Source organism: Candidatus Lariskella endosymbiont of Epinotia ramella (assembly GCF_964019805.1).
GTDB lineage: Bacteria > Pseudomonadota > Alphaproteobacteria > Rickettsiales > Midichloriaceae > Lariskella.
In genome coordinates this window covers 931806-957419 of sequence record NZ_OZ026472.1, presented here as the reverse complement: position 1 = coordinate 957419, position 25614 = coordinate 931806, and the positions used below count along the sequence as shown (strand labels likewise).

Here is a 25614-nt window from a genome sequence, read left to right as displayed (position 1 = left end):
TTAGACCTCTTGCATAACCTATTTAAAGCTCAAAGTTATAGATACCAGCAAGTAAATTAAACCTTAAACCGAATCGTTTTCTTCTGTTCCTATAACGATCAGCGATAATTTTAAATCGTTTGATCATGCCTATGACGTTTTCATTTAAAACACGTTCACTAGACAATTGACGATTTTTCTTTTTATCTTTCCTGCTTAGTGGTCGCTTTTTTGTCTTTTTCTTTGGTAACTCTGAATTATAATGCAACTTATCAATGCCTTGATAACCAGTATCTGTAAGAACTTTAATCTCAGGGTGGATGTGAACTCCGGATTCTTTAAATAACCTGAAATCATGACGCTTGCCATTAGAAAAATTAGTGCAAATGATTTCTTTTTTCCTTTTATCCACAATAAGCTGAGTTTTTAGAGTATGTCGCCTCTTTTTTCCCGAATAAAAGTGCTTCTGTTTTTTTTAGGTCGTTCTATCGGTGTTTCAGTAGCATCAATTAACACAAGTTCGTATTCAGAATCGCTTTTTAGTAATGCTTTACGTCCAGGTAGTGAAAATCGTTTATCTTTAATTAGAGTATCTTCAATCCAACGTATATTACGATAACAGGCACTTTCACTTATTCCATAACTGCGGGAAATATGAAAATATGTCCTGTATTCACGCAAGTACTCAAGCGTCATGAGTAATCGATCTTCTAAAGCCAATTTATTGGGTTTTCCACCTTGAGACTTTAAAATAGCTTCAGCTTCTTTTAATATACTTAGTATAACTTCAAACGTTCCTCGTTTAATGCCAGTAAGCCTGCGAAACTCTTCTGCGTATTCATCTTTGATGTTTTCAAACTTCATGTTATCCTTGATAAAATCAAGGATTTTAATCAATTTATATGGTTATGCAAGAGGTCTATTGATTTGCTCCAAGCGCTGCAAGAGCCCCAAACTCTACACAATCTGTGTCACTCACGTATACAGGAACATTTTGCTTTGCAGCAATAGAGATGATGATTTTGATTGAGTTTAGTGCTGTGTTATCGTTGTTTATAAAAATTGCATCTACATTGCTTGCAAGTTTTGCTGTTGCTTGAGCTATTTCAGATGTTCTACTTGCTGTCTGTGTGACAATCTCAATTCCGAAAGTACGACATACTTCTATAAGTTGCCCTAAGATTGTTACTGAATTTGCTTCACCTGGGTTATATAAGATACCTAGTCTTTTTAAATTTGGTTGCAGCTTTGTAAAGAGTTCTATTTGTGATTTTAAATCTATAAAATTTGATACGCCGGAGATATTTTGTGTTGATTTTCCTTGTACGTTTGTGAGTCTAGCAGCCTTTGGGTCGCTCACAGAACTAAAGACAAGCTGCAGCTTTTTATTTTGAGCGATATGCTTTAAAAAACTTTGCGCTGATATAGTGCCAACAGCAACTAATACATCAGGGTTTTGACTGACAAACTTAGATGCAATTTGAGCTGCTAAACTTTGACTGCCTTGAGATGATTCAACGTGAAGTTCTAAGTTTTGACCTTGGCTTATAACCGTTTTGTGCAAGTCCTTCTATAATACCTCTTATTGTTTCATCCAGTGCTTTGTGATCAATAACTTTGCTTATTAAAATTTTTTTCGTAAATTGCTTTTTTTGAGGATGTTCTGAAGCCTGCTGAGAATTTATACTGTATGATGCTTGTGCTTGTATTCCATATATGCTCATCAGAAATATAAATACTGTGGCAACTAATCTGCTCATTACGATTTGCATTCTTTTCATCCTTTCTAAAATAACCTTGTATCCGCTATAATTTTGCTTTTTAAAACTTTTGCAAAGCATAAGCCAACAAAAACTGTAGCATATTATCTTGCGTATTTCTCTGTATGATAAATACCTATTTTTCAGTAGCTTGTAAACTTTTCAATACTTTGCTGGTGCTATAAATTTATGTGACTTTTCTTTAAAAATTTAAGGCTTCTGCTTTACTTCTAATTGGCAAGAATATATTTATAAAATTTCATGATAGATTTCTCTTTTTTATTTATATGTCAAATAAAATGACGTACTGCATTAGTATGCTAACATCTCATTACTGAGCCTTAAGCAGCAATAATATATCACATGTAATTTTCAAAACATGTTATCATAAAGTTAATATTGTAAATAACTATTTGAAAAGTGATAGATAATGCTTGTGTTTATCTATTAAACTACCTTTTCTTTTTATTGTCTTCCGATATCATTGAAAAGGAAGATATAAAGTTTTTGCTATATATAGCTAAAACACTATAAAGTAGGTATAGCAAGCGAGTATTTAAAATAAGTTTTATTCGTTTGAAATCTGAAGTATAACTGTTATTTCAGGCGAAAAGCTGACTTCAAATTTATCAAAAAGACAAAGTTTGGCATGACTCTTTTATGCTGCTTTAGCTATATATCTCCAGTAAATGAAGAGTTGGCATTTATTATGTACATATAAAGTTAGACTTCAAAAAGAGCTAGGAAGAACTATATGGTCATGTGTAAATAATACATAACGAGCTGTCTCATAAATGCGCCAATTTTGAAAAAAGTCTTGAAAGTTTTGTAGCAAAAAAGTAGTTTGCTAATCTTGAGAAAAGCATCGAGAAGTTTGCAACAAAAGAGCAACTAAAGACACTTGAGGGTAAGATAGATGGTCCATAATTCTGGTTTTAAAAACCTAAAAATCCTAAATTTTCACATTCCTTAGCATGTCATACTTTTTTATATCAAAATCTTTGTCCATGCCTCTATTTTCATATAAGTGCGATACATGCTCAATAATTATTAACTGTACCATACTTGGCAGATCTTTAAACTCGTTTGCGAGTCCTGCTTTATATTCAACACTTAGCTGATGTGCATTATTGCTTTGCGATATATATAAAATGTTATTAAGCATTTTATAATACCTTGGCTTTAGTATTTCATTCTCGCTACTACCAATAGATTTATAACTCACTTTTACTACTTCTTTTGCATTTTTAACTGGCAACATAACACGCTCTCTACTAATTTTAGTGTATCTTACCTCAAAAATAGCGTCTAGTATTGCGCATTCCGTATATTTTTCACAAATATCAATTGCTGCTTCTACAAGTGTTTTTATTATATTGTCCTCATCATCATGCTCTATCTTGAGGAAGCTTTTTATAAGAGAGATGTCGATATTATTAGAAGTGTTGTATTTTTTACGCATTATTGATTCGATATGCATATCGTAATATATACCCCAAAAATATTTAGTAGTTATAAAGTTTCTTCAATACACAAACGCATAACAGTTCTGCAGCTTGGTCTTGAACATAAGCAGATTTTATATTGCGTCTTTTATTGAAAGGCTAAAACTTATATAATTCTGGAAATAGATAGTGTTTTTTGGAAGTACTGTAGTACGCCTCTTTTTTATAGTAATATCAAACTCGAGTTGCAAATTAGTATGCACCTTTTAAATCAGTAAGAAAATGTTATAACATTACGGATTTTGTGAAAGTAGTGTTGGCTTAGGCACAGGACCAATTAATATATCCAAAAATTAGCGCAGGGCAGAATGGCATTGTTGCATAATGCGTAGTACATATCCTTGAGTTTATCTGCTAAATAGATCAGCTAAGGAACTAACAAAGCTGGTATTTCAATGGTAGATAAACTTCTTGAAGTGAGAAGCTTTATGATTTTATATGTACCGATAATGAAATAGTCTCATTATGCAACAAAGCCGGGCAGAATCCTGGGCTAATTTTTGTACATTTAACTTCTCCACAAAATTTTTGGCGGGTGGACAAATTAATAATATGAATGAGCAGATTTTTCAGCAATGACACTGCCGGCAGTGTCATATATTATTCTTAATGCATTGATGCTATAACTTCTTTGGCTATATTGTTAAATGCCTCTAATACCTTATCACAGTTATCTGGTCTTGAATGAGATATTGGTGTTCCAAATTCTGAGGATTCGGCTATTTCCTGGGATATAGGTATACTGCCTAGATATGGTATATTCTTTTTACGACTATATTTTAAAACTCCTTCACAACCAAATATGTAGTGTTTTGTTGCAGAATCGTCATTTTTATTTTGAAAATAACTCATATTCTCGACCATCCCAATTATTGGTATATCCAGTTTTGAAAACATATCAACAGCTTTCGCTGCATCTGCAAGCGCAAGACCCTGTGGTGTAGAAATTATGATAGCACCATCTATTTTATAATTTTCGGCAAGGCTTAGGTGCATATCTCCCGTTCCTGGTGGTGTATCAACTATGAGAAAATCTATGTTCTTTTCTCCTAAATCTGTCCAGCGTGCCATACTCAATAGTTGATATAGCATTTTTGTAATCATCGGCCCTCTCCATACAACTGCAACTTCTGGGTCAACCAAAAATCCTATAGAAGAGATTTTAATGCCATATTTCTGTTCAGGTATTATAAGATTACCGTCTAACTTGGCCTTGCTATTTATGCCAAACATAATTGGAATTGAAGGACCATAAACATCAGCATCTAAAAGTCCAACAGTAAAACCATTATTGCTGAGTTCTATAGCTAGATTAGCAGCTACTGTGGACTTACCCACTCCTCCTTTTCCTGATGCTACAACTATGATTTTAGATACTCCACTCACATTGCGCTTAATTTTTTCTTTATTTTTTTCCATTTTACAGCACAAAATATATTTATATTCACATTGTCGTTGAAGCATTTAGTAGCTTCGTATACTCGCCACTTTGCTTAATAAGCGTGGTGTGATTGCCACTTTCCACTATACGTCCTTCTTTCATGACTAGTATCATATCAGCATTTTTTATAGTAGAGAGTCTATGTGCTACTATAATAGTTGTTCTGTTTTCCATTAGTTTATCTACTGCTTTTTGAACAAGCTTTTCATTAACAGAATCAAGTGCTGAAGTTGCTTCATCAAGCAATAATATTTTTGGATCTTTTAAGAATGCTCTTGCTATTGCTATTCTTTGTTTTTGCCCTCCAGAAAGTCTTACACCTTTTTCTCCGAGAAATGTATCAAATTTCTCTGGTAGTTGTTCTATAAAATCAAGAGCCGCCGCATTTTTTGCCGCTTCTCTCACCTGATCAAAGGATGCGTTCGGATTTCCATACTTAATATTTTCAAGCGCAGATTTTGAAAATACAACAGGATCCTGACTGACATATGCAAAATTACTCCGTAACTCTTGCAATGAAAATGAGTTTATATCAATGTTATTAAGAGTGATAGTCCCGCTTTGTATATTATAAAATCGCAATAAGAGGTTAAATATTGTGCTTTTGCCTGCTCCTGAGCTTCCAACTATAGCGACTATCTTATTGCTTTGTACCTCAAACGACAAGTTTTGAAATACGAACGTATCTTTCTTGGATGGATAATGAAACGTGACATCAGAGAATTTTATATCGAATGTTTTTTGCTCAGCTAGCGTACTTGATATTTTTTCTTCCACAGATGGTTTTATATCCAAAAATTCCATTAATCTTTCGCTTGCTCCTATTGCCTTTTGGAATTCACCAAATACTTCTGTGAGTGCGGCCATTGTCCCTGCACATATAACAGAAAGTATAATAAATGAAGAGAGTTCTCCGCCTGTTATATGACCTGCTATTACGTCATTTCCTCCTATCCAAAGAACAAATGCTATGCCGCAAAATATCAGAGATATTATGACGAATACAAGGATAGATCTTGTTCTGATTCTTGTAGTAGAAAATAAAAGCGCTTCCGTTAACTTTTCTTCAAAAGTCTTTTTCTCATATTCCTCGGAGTGATAAGCTTGTATTGTCTTGATGTATCCTATGGTTTCTTCGGAAATTGCGGATAAGCTTGCCACTTTTTCTTGTGCTACTTTTGCAAAATTACGCATTTTTCTGCCAAAAAATATTATTGGAATTAGTACCATTGGCAGTATAGAAAACATACATACAGTAAGCTTAAAATTTGCAAGTAGCAGCATTATAAAGCTGCCAACAAGCATGACAGTGTTACGTGCAGCGACCGAAATACTGTTGCCTATTATAGATTGAAGAAGCGTTGTATCTGTTGTTAGACGTGCCAGGATTTCGCCTGACTTATTACTTTCGTAAAAATCTAGAGAGAGTCGCAAAACTTGGTTATATACATCGCGTCTTATATCTCTTATGACCATCTCTCCAATCAGCGTAATGAAGAAGAATCTAAATGCTGTTGCGATTGCAAGTATTAGAATCAAGAAAACGAAATAAGCAATAGATGCATTGAGCATTGCAACATTTTGTTGTATTAATCCATTATCTATCACATGACCTACTGCTCTACTAAGTAATAAAAATGATGATGATGTTGCAAGCAATGCAATTAAAACTATTAAAAGCAACCACTTATAAGGAGTAAGGTATTTCAGCAAATATCTTATTCCATACATTTTTTGTCCATAATTAGAATTACTCATAGAATTATCATTACTTTCTTGTATGTCATTTGTAGTTTATGCGCTAATGCTTTACTATTGCCACACTTTTTATGGTTAATTATTCTATCTTTTAGTAAATTTTCATTTTTATTGAAATGGTAGTATGCAGCTATGACTTATCTGTTAACTTGCAAAAATGCCCTACAACTTTAAAAGTATATCCTGAATGGTCTGTTGATCCAAAAATACTTGTGATGTGATTACTAAAATTTTTATTTTCTAAGTAATCATTTTTTTCCAATCCTATACTATTTTTCTCTATTTAGATAGAAATAAACACTGTGATATGATTAAAAAATTATACATAAAAACATTTGTCAAATAATACTATAGTCGTATAGAATTAGTACCTGACCGTGTTATTTGTTTTTTAGATGTGATTGGCACATTTCCTTTCACGCAAACTGAACTCATTGGCACTTCCCTAATTTGATGTGATGCGAAACTTTTTACTACTAACATAATATGAGAATTAATAAGAAGTTAATTATACTGTGTACGATTTTTTCAATAATACATTACAGTAGTCTTGCATTTGGAGATATAAGCTCCTTGTTTCAGAAAGGCACTAGCCAAACTGCAGGGGGAGTTTGTTTACCATCTTTTTCAGAGATAGCTGAGAAAGCTACTCCTGCAGTCGTGAATATTTTTACTACTCAAAAAGCTTCTAATAAAAGACGCCCTATGAATGGGCTGGATGATCCAAGGGATATACTGAGAGATTGGTTGGAAGGCGATAGATTTCCAGACAAAAAGAGGCCTATGTCGCTTGGTTCTGGCTTCATATTTGATCCTGAAGGTTATATTGTAACAAATTTTCACGTGATAGATGGCGCTGAGGAAGTAAATATCACTCTAAACAATTCAGCTAAGGTTTATAAAGCAAAAATAGTAGGAAAAGATCCAAAAACTGATATAGCAGTACTAAAAATAGATACTAAAGAACGGCTTCCATATATAATATTTGGTGATTCCGATAAGGCAAAGGTAGGTGATTGGGTTATTGCGATAGGAAATGCCTTTGGGCTTGGTGAGACTGTTACAACTGGTATTATTTCTGCTAAAGCAAGATATATTGATATAAACGCTTTTGATGATTTGATACAAACAGATGCTGCTATTAATATGGGGAACTCTGGAGGTCCGATGCTGAATATGGCGGGAGAAGTTATAGGTGTGAATTCCGCTATATTATCTCCTCCTGGTAGTGGTGGTGGAAATGTTGGTATAGGTTTTGCTGTTCCTTCTGCTGTTGTGCAATCTGTTGTGAAACAGTTACGTGAAAAAGGTGAGGTAGTTAGAGGATGGCTTGGCGTTATGGTACAAACTATGACTCCAAATATTGCTGAAGGACTTGGAATGCAAGGTGAGCCAAAGGGTGCTCTTGTTTCAAGCGTTGTCAAAGGAAGCCCGGCACAAAAGGCAGGGATACATGTTGGTGACGTTATAGTTAAATTCAACAATAGAGATGTACCAAGCATGCATAAACTTCCTCGTATGGTTGGTGAAGTGGATATAGGGGCAAAAGTGCCTGTGGAAGTTCTTAGAGACGGAAAAGCAAAAATTTTGAATGTAACTATTGAAAAACCTGTAGGTGATCAAGCTAGCAATGACGATGACAGTGAAGTTACGGAATCTTTGAGTGAAAAGACATTGCTTGGCATGGGAGTTCAGGATATGAATAAAGAACTAAGAAAGTTTTATGATATAGATGAAAGTGCTACAGGAGTGATTGTCGTGCATGTTGAGCGTGCTTCTGTCGCAGCTCTTGCTGGAATTAAACCAGGCGACATAATAATTCAGATTAATGGCAAATCTGTAACAAGTGCTAATGAACTGATATCTTTGTTTAATAACATGAAGAAAAGTGGTAAGAATAGTGCAGCTTTACTTCTTGCAAGGGACGGTAAAACATTCTTTGTTGGAATAGAGACAAGCGGAATTAAGTAAATATGTATTGCAGATTTTGAAAAAAGCAAAGCTATTGCACTGCGCTCAAGTAGGTGCACGTGTACGTGCATGAGGGTTTTAATGGCATGATTTGTTAGTACGCAACAAAGCCCGGCGGAATCATGGGCTAATTTTTGCACATTTCACTTCTCCACAGAAATTGATTTGCTACGCGAATGTCCATTCGCCAAAAGTCTAAATCAGCGGCATTATTCATCACTCATTGATAGAATTTTTAGTATAGCTAAATTTTTGAATGGCTTGTGTAGTACTGCACCCAAAAAAAGTCTCGAAAGTGCGCATGAAATAGTGCCAGGAGTATCAAAATAGCGCTTTAAATCCGTAAGAAAATGTTATAATAACCACAAAAACCTTACAGATTTTGTGAAAGTAGTGTTTGCTGTACATGAGTAATAATATATCCAAAAATTAGCTCAGGGCCGAATGGCATTGTTGCATAATGCGTAGTGCATATCCTTGAGTTTATCTGCTAAATAGTGCGAGTTGCCAATTAATTGATTGCTGCATGATAGATTTTTAGGGAGCTATATGTTGCTTTAGGGTTTTGCAAATGAACAAAAATAACATGTGGAAAAGGTTTTTGCATCAATGTACTGTTTTTTGATGATTTTATGAAAGGTCTATTTATCTGCATTACCTGCAATTAGTAGCTTAGATGCTTAATTTTTAATTGGCAACTCGCGCTAAATAGATCAGCGAAATAAACTAACAAAGCTGGTATTTCAATGGCAGATAAACTTCTTGAAGTGAGAAGCTTTAGGATTTTATATGTAATGATAATGAAATAGTCTCATTATGCAACAAAGCCCGGCGGAATCATGGGCTAATTTTTGCACATTTCACTTCTCCACAGAAATTGATTTGCTACGCGAATGTCCATTCGCCAAAAGTCTAAATCAGTGGCATTATTCATCACTCATTGATAGAATTTTTAGTATAACTATGGTAAATTAAGTGGAGGTTTGCGTATTAAAGAATTGAACCAAAGCATACATATGTTATTACTTTTTCCCGAAAATCTTCGCTGTATGAGGATGGCATTTTCCTTTGAGTGTAACGCACATCTATATATATGCGCAAACTTCAACTTAATTTACTATAAATTTTTGAATGGTTTGTATAAAATAGGCATTATACAGCTTGTCCACTCTTGAAAAAGTACTCAAGCTCTTTTCAAATTGCAATGGCATATTCAAAAATGTGAATGTATCAAAATCCGTAAGTTTCTTGCGCTTATTATAACATTTTCTTACGGATTTAAAATAATATTTTACACTCTAAGCATCATTTTATGCCGCTTCTGAGACTCCTGGCGTGCGTACGAATCAATTTCTGGCGGATGGACTGGCTAAACAAGAGTCTATATACTAATCCATTCTTCAGAATGGATTATACTAAACTAGTCTAATGTTGTGCTCTCTATCTGTACTATCTTAGCAGCAACATGTGCGCCAATCTTCCCAGACTCTTCAAGGCTCATGTTATGTGTATATCCGTATAAGAAACCACCCGCGAAAGCATCGCCTGCCCCTACAGTGCAGACAACTTGATTCACTTTTTCAGCTGGGATATTATATATAGAGTCTTGGTACACTATCATTGCTCCTCTCTCACCCATTGTAATCACAGAGATTGCATTCAGCTTCTTTGCGATTTCAGCGATCTCTTCATCAGTTGCTGCATTGCAGTTATTTAACAATGCTAGAAACTCGTCCTTAGTCCCAAATAGAATATCGAAATACTGCAGCATTGAATGCATATCATGGACATTTTTTTTGATTATAGAAGTAGATCCAAGACCAAGTGCCGTTTTAACACCACTTACCTTCGCAAATTTTATAGCTGTTTGCATGGCAGCACGAGCTTTTTTCCCTCTATTCCAAGCATATCCTTCTATCATCAAGACTTTAGATCTTATTATCTCATCATAAGGAATTGCCTCGCTAGTATTTCCTGAGCTACCTATATAAGACGCCATGAATTTTTCGCCTTCCTCATCTTTAAATATATATACTACTGAAGATTCTACATCGTTAAAACTTATATGGCTCTTAATTTTGAGGTCACTAAGACGTTTATATATTGCAGAACCCATAGCATCTCTTCCTACACTACCTATAAAAGCACATTGTCCACCTAATTTATTTGTCATTCTTATGGTGTTGGATGCGCTAGATACAGCGGCTTCTGTTCTGATAGTAATTATATTTTTATTATCACGGATAATTTTATCAATTCTTTGTTTCATAGCATTATCTAATCTTATAAAGCCGCCTTTTTGTATCCCGATATCAGAGATGATTTTCTGACAAAATTTAATATCATCACAGTTAACAAAAGCGTTGGTTATTGCATCACTTATAGTAATTACATCATATTTATAAAATGGATCGTTTAAGTTAAATCGCATATCTTTATTATCTACTGTTTCACTTACGTGAACGACAGCTGGATCATTTTTCTCTTGTGTTGTTGAGATATCCAATTTTACCGTAGGTTCGTATACACTCTGTGTATATCTCAAGTGTGACACAGAGTTCGATACAAGTTGATCGTTTGTTTGAGCAAGACTAAAAGAAGAAAAGATTGTAACGTATAGAAAAGTAAAAAAAAGTCCAAACATATGTTGCATATAATTAATACGTGATGATGCGATTTATCAAACTATCTTTTTACAAAACTTATTCGTGATACCAAGCAATAATATTTGGACAGATTTGTTTTGACTCAAGGTAATCTAATATTGTTTTATCATGATCGATGCTATTAAAACTACCAAGAGCAATGCCTTTTATCTGATAGTTTTGAATCATTCCGATAGTTTGAAGTGTCTCTAAATCGCTAGATAAATTTTTGTCACTATGTGCAACAGTTATCAGATGCACGCCGTGGAAATCAACATTAGACCTCTTGCATAACCATATAAATTGATTAAAATCCTTGATTTTATCAAGGATAACATGAAGTTTGAAAACATCAAAGATGAATACGCAGAAGAGTTTCGCAGGCTTACTGGCATTAAACGAGGAACGTTTGAAGTTATACTAAGTATATTAAAAGAAGCTGAAGCTATTTTAAAGTCTCAAGGTGGAAAACCCAATAAATTGGCTTTAGAAGATCGATTACTCATGACGCTTGAGTACTTGCGTGAATACAGGACATATTTTCATATTTCCCGCAGTTATGGAATAAGTGAAAGTGCCTGTTATCGTAATATACGTTGGATTGAAGATACTCTAATTAAAGATAAACGATTTTCACTACCTGGACGTAAAGCATTACTAAAAAGCGATTCTGAATACGAACTTGTGTTAATTGATGCTACTGAAACACCGATAGAACGACCTAAAAAAAACAGAAGCACTTTTATTCGGGAAAAAAGAGGCGACATACTCTAAAAACTCAGCTTATTGTGGATAAAAGGAAAAAAGAAATCATTTGCACTAATTTTTCTAATGGCAAGCGTCATGATTTCAGGTTATTTAAAGAATCCGGAGTTCACATCCACCCTGAGATTAAAGTTCTTACAGATACTGGTTATCAAGGCATTGATAAGTTGCATTATAATTCAGAGTTACCAAAGAAAAAGACAAAAAAGCGACCACTAAGCAGGAAAGATAAAAAGAAAAATCGTCAATTGTCTAGTGAACGTGTTTTAAATGAAAACGTCATAGGCATGATCAAACGATTTAAAATTATCGCTGATCGTTATAGGAACAGAAGAAAACGATTCGGTTTAAGGTTTAATTTACTTGCTGGTATCTATAACTTTGAGCTTTAAATAGGTTATGCAAGAGGTCTATTAACATTTTCACACGCTTTCTGTACCATCTCGAGGTTGTATAATACATCATCAACAAAAAGTATAGATCTAGGTTTGCTCATGCTATCAAAATTTCCTTGTTCTAATTCTTTTAGAAAGTGCTCAATTACACCACCTTTCGAATTTTGAAACCCACCAGTCATAGTGTTATAACCACAATATATAATCCCTTCTTTCATAATTTTTGTTCCATTATACTCAAATAATTCTTCTCCAGGAATTTTTGTAAAACTAATTCCAAGCTCATTACGCCAACTTTCTGCGTAATGATGCTCAGCAACACGTTTATTTGTAAGCGCAAATAGCGGAATAACACTGCCTTTTTGCATTAGCCAATCATTAAGCGCCTCAGAAACGGCCACAATGTCAGATTTTTCAGCACATTCTGTGCGATTTTTTATTTTATGAATTCTTTCTTCTCCATATTGCTCTATGAAGTTATTAAACCATGAGCTTCTACAAGTATAATGTTGATATTTGATCAATGTGTCATCAATATCCACAAAGATCATATCAACACTTAAATTATCAATCACAGGAATGAGTTTTTTTACGTCATGACTTTGGATTATCATATAGAACCTCCATATTTTTTGAAATATTATATGCAGAAATGCTATGCTGTCAAATCAAAATTACTTCTATATTTCAATTTTTAGCATTTTTTAAGAGAAATAATAAATTAAAATATGCGATGAAAAGTTGCATATATATGTAAAAAATTTTGATAACTTACACTTCTTTCGCAAATCATAAATAATGCTTTGTTACTTTTTATTAAAAAATGTTATCGTCTTAACTAGATAGGGTATTTATCATTATATATTATTACCCTTTAGATAGTATTCATCTTTTTGAGTGGGAAAATATGCAATCTGTGGATAGTTTGAAAGTGAAAGCAGCTCTAACAATAGAGGGCGAAAAAAAAGAATATCAATTTTTTAGTTTGCAGGATGCGGCTATTAAGCTTGGTTTTCAACTAGCAAAACTACCTAATTCCATCAAGATATTATTTGAAAATTTGCTTAGGCACGAAGATGGAAAATATGTATCTATTGCTGATATACAAGCAATTCCGAGCTGGTTAAAACATAATAAATCAGAACAAGAAGTGGCATTTTTTCCTGCAAGAGTGCTAATGCAAGATTTTACAGGTGTTCCTGCTATTGTTGATCTTGCTGCTATGCGAGACGCAGTTTTGAAAAAAGGTGGAGATCCAAAAAAAATTAATCCATTAATTCCTGTAGATCTTGTAATAGATCACTCTGTTCAGGTAGATAAATATGGTAGTGTCTCTGCATTACTTGCAAATACCGAAAATGAGATGAATCGCAATAAAGAACGCTACGAATTTTTGCGTTGGGGACAGGATGCTTTCGATAACTTTAGAGTCGTGCCGCCTGGCACTGGAATATGTCACCAAGTTAATCTAGAATTTTTTGCTAAAGTTGTATGGAGTTCAAATGATTCAAATAAATATCTGGTATTTCCTGATACGTTAGTTGGAACTGATAGTCATACTACAATGATTAACGGACTTTCAGTGCTTGGTTGGGGAGTAGGTGGTATAGAAGCTGAAGCTGCAATGCTTGGGCAACCTATCTCCATGGTATTACCAGAAGTCGTTGGTGTAAAATTAGTTGGCAAACTGAAGCATGGAATCAATGCAACAGATTTAGTAATAACTATAACAAATGTGCTTAGGAGCAAAGGAGTAGTTGGCAAGTTTGTTGAATTTTATGGACCTGGACTTTCATCAATCACACTTGCAGATCGCGCAACTATTGCAAATATGTCTCCTGAATATGGAGCAACTTGTGGATTTTTCCCTATAGATGATGAAACTATAAAGTACCTTGAGCTAACTGGTAGAACAAGAGAGCAAGTTGCTCTTGTCAAAAAGTATGCTAAAACACAGTTATTATGGCGTGATGACAATGCTGAAATGGAGTTTAGTGATCATGTAGAGATAGACTTAAACGCTGTGGAAATGACATTGGCTGGTCCAAAAAGACCACAGGATAGGGTATTGCTGCAAGATGTTGTCTCAAACTTTAAGGAATCTTTATCTGACTTTCATAAGAGTAGCAAAAAAGTTATGTCTCTTGCTTCGAAAAGTATGAACAGCTTAAAAGATGGAGCAGTAGTAATAGCAGCGATTACAAGTTGTACAAATACATCAAATCCTTTTGTGATGATCTGCGCAGGACTTTTGGCAAAAAATGCGGTAAAGCACGGCCTTTCCTCAAAACCTTGGGTCAAAACTTCTATAGCACCTGGTTCTCAAGTTGTTACAGAATATCTGAAAAAATCTGGATTAGATAAATATTTAGAGCAGCTTGGTTTCTACACTGTTGGATATGGATGCACTACTTGCATAGGAAATTCCGGTCCATTGTTGCCAAAAGTGGAGCGTGATATATCAGAAAATAATTTGATGGTTGCAGCAGTTTTATCAGGAAATAGAAATTTCGAAGGTAGAATACACCCACTAGTACGTGCTAATTACCTGGCTTCTCCTCCTCTTTGTGTTGCATATGCTATTGCTGGCAATGTGATGGTAAATCTTGCAACAGAGCCACTTGCTACTAACGCAAGCGGTGAAGAAGTGTACCTATCAGATATTATGCCAACTGATGCTGAAATTAAATCTATTATGAATATTATAGACGCAGAGATGTTTAATAATAGCTATAAAGATGTGTTTGGTGGCAGCGAAGAATGGAGAAGAATTAGCAGCTCAACAAGTACTAACTACGCTTGGGATTCAAGTAGTACATATATAAAGTGTCCGCCATATTTTAACAATATGGGAAATAGCAATAGTCTTACATCCATTTCTGGTGCTAGGATTCTTGCTATCCTAGGAGATAGCACTACAACTGATCACATTAGTCCGGCTGGTTCTATTGCGAAGAATAGTCCAGCTGCTATATATTTAACATCGCTTGGTGTGCAACAAAATGATTTTAACTCATATGGTTCAAGGCGCGGAAATCATGAAGTTATGATGCGAGGAACTTTTGCAAACATAAGAATTAAAAACAAAATGCTTGATAACGTGGAGGGCCCTTACACTATATGTTATCAGAAGAATGGTGCCCAGATGAGTATATATGATGCTGCTATGGAATATAAAAATGCTGGTGTTCCTCTTGTCATATTTGCTGGTAAAGAATATGGAACTGGTTCATCTAGAGATTGGGCAGCAAAAGGTCCTAGTTTGCTTGGTGTTAGGGCTGTTATAGCAGAAAGCTTCGAACGTATTCATAGATCAAATCTAGTCGGCATGGGCATTATACCTTTTATGCTTAAGGATATAACTTGTGATAATTTAAGCTTAAAAGGTGATGAGTATATTGATATATCAGATATCGAAAGTGTCAAACCAAAACAGGAATTAAGTTGTGTTATAAGAAGTCCAAGTGGCAAACAAAGTGAGGTAACACTGATTTGTAGGATTGATACTGAGATAGAGATGGAATACGTAAAAGCAGGCGGAATACTGCATTACATGCTTTTAAAGCTATAATTTTTATATGCATAATTAAAATATAGCAGAGGGATACTAGCTCAAACGTCAAAAGTATAATGTTATTGTCTTTATCGTGAAAAGCTCGTGTTTTAACAATGCAAGTTATTAGTAAGTTACGCGCGCTAAAAGTCTCAAAATAGGCATAAAATGGGGCCCCTAGTGTCAAAATGGTGTTTAAATCCGTAAGAGAATGTTATAAAAGACTCAAAAAACTTACGGATTTTGTGAAAGTAGTGTTTGCGCGTGGCACTGGACCAATTAATATATCCAAAAATTAGCGCATGGCCGAATACTGAGCTAATTTTTGACGGATGGACTACATACCGTATTTTGCGTAATTAAAAATAATGCTAGCTTTAATCCTAATTTAATGCTTGTTTTTAGACAGTATCCGAACCTTATTAGTCCATCATCTTTCGCGGAGAATTTGAATATACTCTTATAATCCTTGGTGGATTTATTTATATCTAGCTCTCCTATATAATTCAAGATGCATACTTCCGGAAGGCGCAATTTTAACTTATCAAATATATATCAGATTTACTTAGCAATTTTTGGTTTTCAGATAAAAATTTTGGAATCTTATCTATCAATATAATGTAATGCGCATAAATCCTAACATGTTTTTCATGGCATTTTTCAAGAATATAACTGCCATGTATTCAAGAAACAAACACGCAGCACCTAAAAACCTCAGCTAGTAAAACAACTTTGATGAATGTGCAGCAGTATTTATTCTGCTGTACATGGAAAGCTTATAACTAAAATCATCTATTTTACTAAAAATAATCGAGGAATTTATGGCATCTATTATACTGGGAAATACAGGTGAGAAATTAGGTGAAAATCTTATAGGTGGTTTTTTTGCTCCTACTATTGGGAGATATTTTGGTAGCTTTTTGGGCAGTGCAATAGATAAACAATTATTTAGTGGAAATGATACGAGTGTTGCAGGGATTGCATATATCAATCACCAAAGTGCAACATACGGTAATAGACCTCTTGCATAACCATATAAATTGATTAAAATCCTTGATTTTATCAAGGATAACATGAAGTTTGAAAACATCAAAGATGAATACGCAGAAGAGTTTCGCAGGCTTACTGGCATTAAACGAGGAACGTTTGAAGTTATACTAAGTATATTAAAAGAAGCTGAAGCTATTTTAAAGTCTCAAGGTGGAAAACCCAATAAATTGGCTTTAGAAGATCGATTACTCATGACGCTTGAGTACTTGCGTGAATACAGGACATATTTTCATATTTCCCGCAGTTATGGAATAAGTGAAAGTGCCTGTTATCGTAATATACGTTGGATTGAAGATACTCTAATTAAAGATAAACGATTTTCACTACCTGGACGTAAAGCATTACTAAAAAGCGATTCTGAATACGAACTTGTGTTAATTGATGCTACTGAAACACCGATAGAACGACCTAAAAAAAACAGAAGCACTTTTATTCGGGAAAAAAGAGGCGACATACTCTAAAAACTCAGCTTATTGTGGATAAAAGGAAAAAAGAAATCATTTGCACTAATTTTTCTAATGGCAAGCGTCATGATTTCAGGTTATTTAAAGAATCCGGAGTTCACATCCACCCTGAGATTAAAGTTCTTACAGATACTGGTTATCAAGGCATTGATAAGTTGCATTATAATTCAGAGTTACCAAAGAAAAAGACAAAAAAGCGACCACTAAGCAGGAAAGATAAAAAGAAAAATCGTCAATTGTCTAGTGAACGTGTTTTAAATGAAAACGTCATAGGCATGATCAAACGATTTAAAATTATCGCTGATCGTTATAGGAACAGAAGAAAACGATTCGGTTTAAGGTTTAATTTACTTGCTGGTATCTATAACTTTGAGCTTTAAATAGGTTATGCAAGAGGTCTAATGTAATACCGGAAATATATGGAACAGTGCGTATTGCTGGTAATATAATATGGTCTACAGCGATCAAGGTGCGAAGAGAAATTGATCGAAACTCAGGTGGAAAATTTTCAAGCAATATCAAATATAAGGAGCCAACTTATACTGTATCTATGGCAATCGCACTTTGCTCAGGAAAAATACAAAAAATCGAAAGGATTTGGGCAGATGATTTATTATTAAACCAGAATAATTATAACATAAGATTTTATCTCGGCACAGAAGATCAAATGCCAGATCCTATGATAGAAAGCTTAGAGGGAATCGGAAAAACACCTGCATACCGCGGCCTCTCTTACGTAGTGTTTGATCACATAGATCTTGGCGAATTTGGTAATAAAATACCAAATTTTACATTTGAGGTATCGCGAAATATAGAAAAAGCCGAAGAGATAGTAGAAGATATGATAGAATCTGTAGTGATAATTCCAGGAAGTGGAGAATTTATCTATGACACTCAAATTCAAAATAAAATGCAAGGCTCCAAAAATAGTGGAATATGGGTGCCACACGGATATATTAGCCCTGTAAATCAACACAACAATTCAAGCCATTCCAATAGCATTTTGTCACTTAATCAACTGAAGCAGACACTTCCAAATATCCAGTGGGTTGCACCAGTGGTTAACTGGTTTGCAACAAGCTTAAACATTGCAGATTCAAAAATACTGCCAGGAGTAGAGTTTCACGATTCTGGAATGATAAGTCCAGATGAGTGGGAAGTTGCGGGATTTAAAAGAAAAAATGCACTTCTTGTGCCAAGTGAGGACAATAAACCAATATATGGAGGCACTCCAAATGATCTTGGTGTAATAAGGTATTTAGAGGAGATGAAGAAACGCGGCTATAAGATTATGTTATACCCAATGCCACTTGTTGCAGAAAAAGGTAAGCCATGGCGCGGTAGAATGTATGGAAATGCTTCAGAAGTACAGAGATTCTTCACAAAAAAAGGTGGTTATAACGAATTTATATTGCATTACGCGAAACTTGCCAAAGGCAAAATAGATGCATTTTTGATAGGTTCAGAACTTGTCTCAATAACAAAAATTGCAGATCAACATAATAATTTTCCTGCCGTAGACGAGTTAGTTAATTTAGCATCAATGGTGAGAAAAATATTAGGAAACGGTGTTAAGATTTCGTATGCCGCTGATTGGAGTGAATATCATCATACAGATGGTGGGTGGTATCACCTTGATAAGCTTTGGGCTTCTTACGACATAGATTTTATTGGTATAGATGCATATTTTCCAATAACTGATAGTGATCAAAGTGAATATGATCCAAAGGAAATAAAAAGAGGATGGGACATGGGAGAGGGATATGATTTCTACTTCTCAGATGAAAATAGAAATATAAAGAAGCCACTTACACCTCAATATGCATGGAAAAATATAGAATGGTGGTGGGAAAATCCACATATAGATCCAAATGGAAAACAAACTAATTGGATTCCAAAGTCTAAAAAGATTTGGTTTACAGAATATGGCTTTCCTTCTGTTGATTGCGCAAGTAACCAACCAAATATGTTCTTTGACAGCAAAAGCAATGAATCAAGATTTCCAAAATATTCTAAAGGAAATGTGGATATAATGGCACAAAGAGTTGGGATACAAGGTACAGAAGAACGCTGGAAAAATAGCAGATGTGTTGAGAGAAAATTTCTTTGGTGTTGGGATGCAAGACCTTATCCATTTTGGCCGAGCCTGAGAAGTGTTTGGGACGATGTAGATTGTTGGTCAAGAGGACATTGGATTCAAGGAAAGGTAGCAAAAACATTATTAAGCGATGTTCTCGGGTTTTTATGTAGCAAAGCAGGTCTTACAAAAGATGACTATGACACAAGCAGAATTCACTCATATGTAGATGGGCTCTATATCAGTGCAAGGACGTCTATACGTAAAATAATAGAGATATTACAAAGCATATATTTCTTTGATGCAGTAGAAAAGGAGGGGAAAATACACTTTATCCCAAGATATAGCAACAAACCAATTCAAATCAAAGAAAGCGAGTTGATTATCAAAGCAGAGAGTAATGCTCAGGATGCGAGTCTTTATCAAAGATTGTGTAAATTATAGTAGAGCCTATATTTGGAATTAATAAAGAATATAGGTAATTAGAATGAAGACAGAAAAGAATAAGAAAATAAATGAAGCGATAGATTTACTGATAGAAGGAGGAGCGGATTTAAAGACAGTACTGAAGCAGGATGGATTGATTAAGGAATTAACGAAGAGTATTTTGGAGAGAGCCTTGCAGGCAGAAATGTCTGAACACTTAGGTTATAACAAATATGATAGGTCTGAAACTGAGAATTGCAGGAATGGTCATTATAATAAGAATTTGATTACTGAGAATGGCAGTATCGAGTTAAATATTCCGCGAGATAGAGAAGGTAAATTTGCACCTGTAATTGTCTCCAAGAATCAAACAAGAATAGATGGTTTAGATCAAAAGATAATATCTCTGTATGCCAAGGGGATGAGTTTGTCTGATATCAAGATCCAATTACAAGAATTATATGGAGCAGAAGTTAGTGAGAGTTTAATTAGTAGGGTTACAGATGATGTAATTGATGAGGTTAGAATTTGGCAGAGTAGACCTCTTGAACCATTATATCCTATAGTATATTTTGATTGTTTAATAGTTAAGGTAAGGCAAGATAAACAGATAATTAATAAATCAGTATATGTTGCGCTGGGTATAGATTTACAGGGCCGAAAAGATATTTTAGGATTATGGATAAGTGAGAATGAAGGATCTAAATTCTGGCTTAGTAATTTTACTGAATTGAAGAATCGAGGATTAAAAGATATATTAATTGCCTGTAGTGATAACCTGACTGGTATGTCTGAAGCTATATGCGCAAGTTATCCCAAAACTGAGCATCAGCTTTGTATAGTACATCAAATTAGAAATAGCCTGAAGTATGTATCATATAAAGACAGAAAATTATTGGCATCAGATTTAAAGCTTATTTATAGCTCTGCTACTGAAGATGAAGCGCGTCTTGCTCTAGAATCTTTTGATAAGAAATGGAGTAAACGATATCCACATATATCAAAATCCTGGTATAATAATTGGGAGAATCTGGTAATATTTTTGCAATATCCAGAGAGTATCCGTAAGATAATTTACACTACAAATGCTATAGAATCGCTGAATAGTCAGTTGAGAAAAGTTACAAGAAATAAGCGTGTTTTCCCAAATGATGATTCGGTATTCAAGGTTTTATACCTAACGATTGATTATATTACCAAAAAATGGACCATGCCTATCTCTAACTGGAATGAAGCTATGGCTCATTTTATAATCAAATTTGATGGGAGATTTTAATGGCTCTAAAAAATTTACACAATCAATGAGAAAGACCCCAGGATGCATGTGACATAAAAAGGCTACAGGAAACTGATTTGCCATATAGTGTTGATATAAATTTTCTCAATAAATCTAGACAGTACAGTGTATGTAATCAACACGCAACGCGTAGTTCTGTTACTACAAAAAAATCTATAACTATAGATCTTCCATCGGTACTTAATGAGTATGAAGCATTTCATATAGCAAAAACGACTCTTTATAACTTTTGGCTTGAATGTTTGCAGTACAGTTTCGCACTTCCGATGCGTTATATGTTTATATCACCATCTGATGTTATAACGTTAGAATTTTGTAATAGAATGCATTGCATTAGAGTAACTAGTGTAGAAATAGGGAGAAATGGCATTGTCAAAATATTAGGAGTATCAGAAAATCTTGATATATATAAAAATGACAATTGTAGCATAGATGTAGAAGATCAGTATGTTGACTTAAATTTAGGAACTCATTTAGAAATTTTGGATATTCCAACGTTGCCACAAGAGACAGGTGATTATTCAAATGCAAGAGTGCTTATAGCTGCATGCGGCATGAGCAATAATTGGTCAGGATGCAATATATCTTATGCTGAAGAGTTGGATGACGTCTTTCAAAGCATGATTGACATTAGAAGCGCGGCAACTATAGGCGCGACACTAGAGATTTTAGGTGAAGCTTCACAATATATCACAGATAACCAAAACTCTGTTGCGGTAAGCCTGCTTCATGGCTATTTATACAGTATCACATTACAAGAATTACTTAATAACGGAAATCTTGCACTCATTGGTGATGAGATAATACAATTTCAAACAGCAGAACTAGTATCAGAAAATTGCTATAGATTGAGTAATTTATTGCGTGGTCGTTTCGGAACAGAGCATAAAATAAAAAATCACAGTATAGGAGAGAGATTTATTTTGTTAGATAGTAAGGTGGAAACGTTTAATATGCCACATTTTACCATTGGACAGTCATTTAAGATTAAAACATCAACACTTGGCAGAAATGCTAATATACACGATGATTTTACGAAGCATATTAATTATCATGCAGAAAATTTAAAGCCGCTTTCACCTGTTTTGTTTAGCAAAAACTATCTGGATAATGGCATAGAAATTAAATGGATTAGAAGAACAAGGATCAATGGCGCATGGCGAAATAACGTTGAAGTTCCGCTTTGTGAGACCGAATGTAAATATTTAGTCAATATTAGCAAAGGCAATAAGCTCGTAATGGAGCGCACGACCAAAAGTGAAGTGCTGTTTATACCATATATTGATGTTGGGATTAAAGATAGAAAAGAATTAAATGATTCAAATGAGCATTTAGTTCAAATTGCTCAATTCTCCGGTGTTTTAGGTGCTGGAGAGCAGCTTAGTATACGAATATAAAACTAACATTAAGTGATCAAATAGAAGATTTTTGATGCAGTGCTAGTGCCGCCGCTTGGAAAATATTCGCCTAAAAATCCTTAAAACTCATGGCTTTTAAGACTTACAGGCGAATATATAGTGTAGAAAATAATACATAAGCCAAGAAAATACTCAGCTTATGTTTTTAACTGATTAAAGTTCAACATGCAGATCATTGTCAGATTGATACAAATCATTTTGCCAATCATTCTCTGCATATGCAGTAAGTTCAACATCCAGATCATTACCAGATTGATCTAGAAGATTATGCCAAAACCAACCAAGGTCTGCGTATGCAGCGTCTGATTTTAAAGCCAAATCACCGCTTGAGTACTCTTCATAGAATGAATACGAGTTAGAAAGTAAACTATATGCGCCATAGAGGGTAGTCACTGCGCTATACCCAAGAGCTAGTTGCGGCACGCCAACAGATGCTGCAGCATAAAGAAAACCCTTATTTGCAACATAAGAAAGGCCCATATATGCTGCTGTCATCCCGGCATTCTGAAGCACTTTGCCATATTCGCCGATGTAGCCCGAATATATACCGTCGGCCACGGTGACAAATACAGAAGGCCAATTCCAGCCATAAAATGCGCTATAAATGTGAGCTGAATCAACTATAACTTTTGTAGCATTATTTGCTGTTGGTTCATATAGAAGTCTTGTAGTATCTATAGCGGTATCTAGCACTTTAAAGCCGACAGCCACGTTATAAAGCGTTTTCGGCAGTGAGCTTGGAACATAAGCAGTATTTTGCTCTGCAAATTCTGCTTCAGAATTTATAGCAGAAATGTTTTGCTCTTGATGAGCATCAGATAAAGCAACTGTTTTTGGCTTGAGGGCATTGCTTACTTCCATTACGCCGAGTTCTTTATTAATAAAATATTTATTAAGTTCTGGAGTTGGAGGTGCAGCTGGTGGTTCTTTGTCTGGTGTAGCGCCAGCTTTCTCATGCTTTGCTTTACGAAGTGATATAGGCTCTTTAAGTTGTTCGCTTTGTTCATAAGGCGCCTCTAGTACAGGAACGTTTAGAGAGATAAGATTGGTTGTATCGGTATCATCTTTTGCGTACAATCCTTGCTCTTCATATACTTTTGGCATCGCAACTTCTAAAGAGGAGAGATTGTTTAGAGTATTTGGTATCATGTCTTTCTGAATAACTTCTTTACGAAGCAATGCTAGTGATTTGTTATATGTTCCAGCTTTTATTTCCTGTTCTTCAAGCGCTTTATGCAGCGGCTGTCTTAGTACAGTAAATACTGCTTTTATGGATTCTGGTTTTGCTTCTTTTGGAGCAATTAAGAATGATAATACTGTTGTTTTGAGGTTTTTGCTCAGACTACTAAACGTGGTGACTTTGTTGGTGCCATCAAGCGAATTATCGTGCTCGTCTTTGATTGGCACATATTTCATCAGATCTCTTGTAACTAAGCTAAGCTTTGTCAATTCGCCACTTTTTAACCATTTATTATCAACATTCCCTTTGTTGGAGAACAGAGCATCACCAACCTCCTGTCTCAGAACAGAAATTTTATATGCTGAATCTTTGATTAAATTTTTTGCAGTGGTATTTTTTGATTTATATGCAACAATTGCTTCGAGTTTATTTCTGAAGCTATAATGTGCAAGTATCTCTTCACAGCGTGCTGCGAATAATTTCTTATCTTTTGGGTTTATATGTGATAACGCTAGTATCAGCCTTTCCTTATCGTAGAAAAAAGATGGTATAGTATACATCAGAGCTTTGATTTCTTGATATTCTGCATTTCCTTTTAATATTTCTTCGTAGCGTTTTGTAAATAATTCCTTATCTTCTAATTCCTCATCTTTCCATTCTATATGTTGTAATGCTAATCTCAACTTTTCCGGCTCTTTAAAAAGAAATCGCGTATAATTCATCAGATCTTTGATTTTTTGATATTCTACATCTCTCGGCGCTGTGAAAATGGCTGGATTTTGGCTAATTACATTTTCAATTTCTACATCTTTTGCTGTTACCAATACTTGTAACAATGCGTCCAATGGTGCACTCTTTATGTTATCTAATTCTTGAAAAGATGACTTCTCCAGTACTGCTTTTCTTACATCTATTTCTAGCGTTTTAGCATGCTCGAGTAATAATTTCATTACCTTAGGGCTTTTATTTTTTGCTGCATCGTGGAAAAGCTTATAATCTTTGTTTGCTAGTATTGTTTTTATCTCTATTCCAACATCGCTTCCCTTCTCAAGTAATAATTCCATCACCTTATGATTCTCATTTTTTGCTGCATTGTGGAAAATCAGACAGCTTTTAGCTTCTAATACTTTTTTTATCTCTATTCCAACATTCTCAAGTAATAATTTTATTACCTCATGATTTACATTTTGTGCTGCATTTCTAAATAGGAAGTAATCCCGGTGTTTCAGCGCTTCTTTTATATCAATGCTATTTGTTTTAGCATAATCCAGTAATAGCTCCATTACTTTATGATTTTGATTTCCTGCTGCATACTTGAAAGCTTGGTAATCACCACTGCCTTTCAGCGCTTCTTTTATATTAATGCTATTTGTTTTAGCATAATCCAGTAATATCTCCATTACCTGAAGATTTTGATTTTCTGCTGCAAGCTGCAATACTTTATATTTTTGTCCTTCTATAATTTGTTTAATACTTACTCCATTATTTTGAGCGGCCTCAAAGAAAGCTGAAAGAATATTAGCATCTTCTTGCTGCAAAATATGGAAGAAAAATTCCTCATTCTGCAACCACTCTGGAGGTAGAGGGTCATTATCATTTTGCATCAGAGCAATGATTTCATCATAACTCTGTCTCAAATCTATTGTTTCTTCTGTGCGTTTCATAAGTAAATTCCTGAAAATATATTAATATGCGATGCATGTAGAGGTCATTGCGCGTATTAGTTTTAAATATCTCTATTTTAGCTGGCAACTCTTGATAATAAAAAGAAAACTACATATTTTTGCCGCTTTATTGAAGTAGTTGGCATTTTGCATGGGATGCATATTATAAACGAATCGATCTTGCCATGTCAATTAAATATTTAAAGATTTTTATGGAGAATTTATTAATTATGCGGCTAAATTGCAATTATTCTTTCTTCAAAAAT

At 34.6% G+C, this 25614-nt stretch carries 17 protein-coding genes; 8 read left to right on the top strand and 9 right to left on the bottom strand.

Annotated elements, in window-relative coordinates; all coding sequences use genetic code 11:
• Positions 1-22: 22 nt before the first annotated feature.
• The 6 genes from AACL20_RS04095 to AACL20_RS04070 all read right to left on the bottom strand — a co-directional run bounded on the left by AACL20_RS04095 (position 23) and on the right by AACL20_RS04070 (position 6443).
• A protein-coding gene (locus AACL20_RS04095; RefSeq protein ID WP_339051669.1) for an IS5 family transposase occupies positions 23-843 on the bottom strand; the annotation gives its coding sequence in 2 pieces (ribosomal slippage) (positions 23-456 and positions 456-843; 822 coding nt in all).
• A gap of 55 nt (positions 844-898) precedes the next feature.
• Positions 899-1543 (bottom strand): ABC transporter substrate-binding protein, encoded by a 645-nt coding sequence (locus tag AACL20_RS04090; RefSeq protein WP_339051765.1) that lies wholly within the window; start codon positions 1541-1543, stop codon positions 899-901.
• Entirely contained in the window at positions 1494-1820 is a 327-nt protein-coding gene (locus AACL20_RS04085; protein WP_339051764.1) for a hypothetical protein, read from the bottom strand. Before AACL20_RS04085 ends, AACL20_RS04090 begins: the two co-directional genes overlap by 50 nt.
• A gap of 871 nt (positions 1821-2691) precedes the next feature.
• Positions 2692-3219 carry a head-tail connector protein gene (locus tag AACL20_RS04080; RefSeq protein ID WP_339051763.1) on the bottom strand — a complete coding sequence of 176 codons (528 nt, stop codon included), beginning with the start codon at positions 3217-3219 and terminating at the stop codon, positions 2692-2694.
• Positions 3220-3850: 631 nt separating this feature from the next.
• The gene (locus AACL20_RS04075) at positions 3851-4663 is read right to left on the bottom strand and encodes an Mrp/NBP35 family ATP-binding protein (RefSeq protein WP_339051762.1); all 813 of its coding nucleotides are present in this window, start codon (positions 4661-4663) and stop codon (positions 3851-3853) included.
• A 25-nt stretch (positions 4664-4688) separates the two neighbouring features.
• On the bottom strand, positions 4689-6443 hold the full coding sequence (locus AACL20_RS04070; RefSeq protein WP_339051761.1) for an ABC transporter transmembrane domain-containing protein: 1755 nt from the start codon (positions 6441-6443) through the stop codon (positions 4689-4691).
• A gap of 573 nt (positions 6444-7016) precedes the next feature.
• Between AACL20_RS04070 and AACL20_RS04065 the strand changes: the two genes are divergently transcribed.
• Positions 7017-8414 carry a Do family serine endopeptidase gene (locus AACL20_RS04065; protein ID WP_339051760.1) on the top strand — a complete coding sequence of 466 codons (1398 nt, stop codon included), beginning with the start codon at positions 7017-7019 and terminating at the stop codon, positions 8412-8414.
• Between the two features lie 1420 nt (positions 8415-9834).
• On the opposite strand, the gene AACL20_RS04060 is transcribed toward AACL20_RS04065, so the two are convergent.
• The gene (locus tag AACL20_RS04060; RefSeq protein WP_339051759.1) at positions 9835-10968 is read right to left on the bottom strand and encodes an adenosine kinase; all 1134 of its coding nucleotides are present in this window, start codon (positions 10966-10968) and stop codon (positions 9835-9837) included.
• A 427-nt stretch (positions 10969-11395) separates the two neighbouring features.
• On the opposite strand from AACL20_RS04060, the gene AACL20_RS04055 reads away from it, so the two are divergent.
• Positions 11396-12216, top strand: a protein-coding gene (locus AACL20_RS04055; protein ID WP_339051669.1) for an IS5 family transposase whose coding sequence is annotated in 2 segments (ribosomal slippage) — positions 11396-11783 and positions 11783-12216 — 822 coding nt in all. Because the reading frame shifts where the segments join, the coding sequence is not laid out codon by codon here.
• A 5-nt stretch (positions 12217-12221) separates the two neighbouring features.
• Here the strand turns inward: AACL20_RS04055 and AACL20_RS04050 are convergent.
• Positions 12222-12833, bottom strand: coding sequence for a DUF2608 domain-containing protein (locus AACL20_RS04050; protein WP_339051758.1), 612 nt, complete (start codon positions 12831-12833; stop codon positions 12222-12224).
• A gap of 293 nt (positions 12834-13126) precedes the next feature.
• Between AACL20_RS04050 and acnA the strand changes: the two genes are divergently transcribed.
• The 6 genes from acnA (at position 13127) to AACL20_RS04020 (ending at position 22483) form a co-directional block, all read left to right on the top strand.
• Positions 13127-15790, top strand: a complete 2664-nt coding sequence (gene acnA / locus AACL20_RS04045; RefSeq protein ID WP_339051757.1) for an aconitate hydratase AcnA — start codon at positions 13127-13129, stop codon at positions 15788-15790.
• 803 nt (positions 15791-16593) lie between these two features.
• A complete protein-coding gene (locus tag AACL20_RS04040) occupies positions 16594-16803 on the top strand; it encodes a hypothetical protein (RefSeq protein WP_339051756.1) in 210 nt (69 codons plus the stop codon).
• A gap of 42 nt (positions 16804-16845) precedes the next feature.
• Positions 16846-17666 (top strand): IS5 family transposase gene (locus tag AACL20_RS04035; protein ID WP_339051669.1). Its coding sequence is split into 2 segments (ribosomal slippage): positions 16846-17233 and positions 17233-17666, totalling 822 coding nucleotides; the frame shifts between segments, so codons are not numbered across the junction.
• Between the two features lie 89 nt (positions 17667-17755).
• Entirely contained in the window at positions 17756-19807 is a 2052-nt protein-coding gene (locus AACL20_RS04030; protein ID WP_339051755.1) for a glycoside hydrolase TIM-barrel-like domain-containing protein, read from the top strand.
• Positions 19808-19850: 43 nt separating this feature from the next.
• On the top strand, positions 19851-21065 hold the full coding sequence (locus AACL20_RS04025) for an IS256 family transposase (protein WP_339051754.1): 1215 nt from the start codon (positions 19851-19853) through the stop codon (positions 21063-21065).
• 53 nt (positions 21066-21118) lie between these two features.
• Positions 21119-22483 carry a phage tail protein gene (locus AACL20_RS04020; protein WP_339052673.1) on the top strand — a complete coding sequence of 455 codons (1365 nt, stop codon included), beginning with the start codon at positions 21119-21121 and terminating at the stop codon, positions 22481-22483.
• Between the two features lie 174 nt (positions 22484-22657).
• Here AACL20_RS04020 and AACL20_RS04015 read toward each other — a convergent pair whose 3' ends face one another.
• Entirely contained in the window at positions 22658-25348 is a 2691-nt protein-coding gene (locus AACL20_RS04015; protein ID WP_339051753.1) for an ankyrin repeat domain-containing protein, read from the bottom strand.
• Positions 25349-25614: the final 266 nt, after the last annotated feature.

What these genes read in the sequence shown, in the direction of transcription:
- AACL20_RS04085 (WP_339051764.1), bottom strand. Translation starts at nt 1,820, where the DNA reads ATGCTTTGCAAAAGTTTTAAAAAGCAAAATTATAGCGGATACAAGGTT.
- AACL20_RS04080 (WP_339051763.1), bottom strand. Translation starts at nt 3,219, where the DNA reads ATGCATATCGAATCAATAATGCGTAAAAAATACAACACTTCTAATAAT.
- AACL20_RS04075 (WP_339051762.1), bottom strand. Translation starts at nt 4,663, where the DNA reads ATGGAAAAAAATAAAGAAAAAATTAAGCGCAATGTGAGTGGAGTATCT.
- AACL20_RS04070 (WP_339051761.1), bottom strand. Translation starts at nt 6,443, where the DNA reads ATGAGTAATTCTAATTATGGACAAAAAATGTATGGAATAAGATATTTG.
- AACL20_RS04050 (WP_339051758.1), bottom strand. Translation starts at nt 12,833, where the DNA reads ATGATAATCCAAAGTCATGACGTAAAAAAACTCATTCCTGTGATTGAT.
- acnA (WP_339051757.1), top strand. Translation starts at nt 13,127, where the DNA reads ATGCAATCTGTGGATAGTTTGAAAGTGAAAGCAGCTCTAACAATAGAG.
- AACL20_RS04040 (WP_339051756.1), top strand. Translation starts at nt 16,594, where the DNA reads ATGGCATCTATTATACTGGGAAATACAGGTGAGAAATTAGGTGAAAAT.
- AACL20_RS04025 (WP_339051754.1), top strand. Translation starts at nt 19,851, where the DNA reads ATGAAGACAGAAAAGAATAAGAAAATAAATGAAGCGATAGATTTACTG.
- AACL20_RS04015 (WP_339051753.1), bottom strand. Translation starts at nt 25,348, where the DNA reads ATGAAACGCACAGAAGAAACAATAGATTTGAGACAGAGTTATGATGAA.